The organism is Vibrio sp. 1401, from assembly GCF_033340295.1.
Genome location: NZ_JAWOWF010000805.1, coordinates 1 through 525 on the forward strand (window position 1 = coordinate 1; position 525 = coordinate 525).

The following is a 525-nucleotide window of genomic DNA, read 5'->3' on the forward strand; positions in this document are numbered from 1 at the left end:
AAGGTCACATTTTGTTTGGCGTTCGGTTTGATTTGAAATGTGATCTATAACCATTTTGAGGTTTTGTGAAAGTTTATAACGTGAACGTTTGCGCGATGTTGGCGTTTTGTGGATTAAAGCTGGAGATGAGTGGCCTTTTTGCGATGAGTTTAACTAAACACTTTGTTTTTAATGTTTTATGAGCAAATAACGTATCACGCTGCACACGTTTTGTTTAGAGCGATTTTGAGCAGCGCGATACCTCCTACGTTTGTAGACGACGGTTAATTGTTCATAGCTAAATACTCGCGTGCGTTTTCACTCCCCATATAACGTGCCAGCGTTTTCTCAGGTACATCGCGTAAATCCACCATAATCAATCCATCCAGTGCGTTGTTAAACGCCGGATCGACGTTAAAACACACCAACTTACCATTCAAACTCAAATATTGGCGCAGTAATACCGGAACGCCTTTGCCTTCGTCAATTCGAGCGATCACGCGAGATAGCAACTGTAAATCTCCCAATGCGGTTAGCATGCTGGTA

General features: G+C 42.3%; 1 pseudogene. It reads right to left on the reverse strand.

Annotation, left to right across the window (positions count from 1 at the left end):
- Window positions 1-263: 263 nt before the first annotated feature.
- Window positions 264-525 (reverse strand): annotated as a pseudogene (locus R7Z77_RS28275) (hemolysin); the annotation flags it as partial.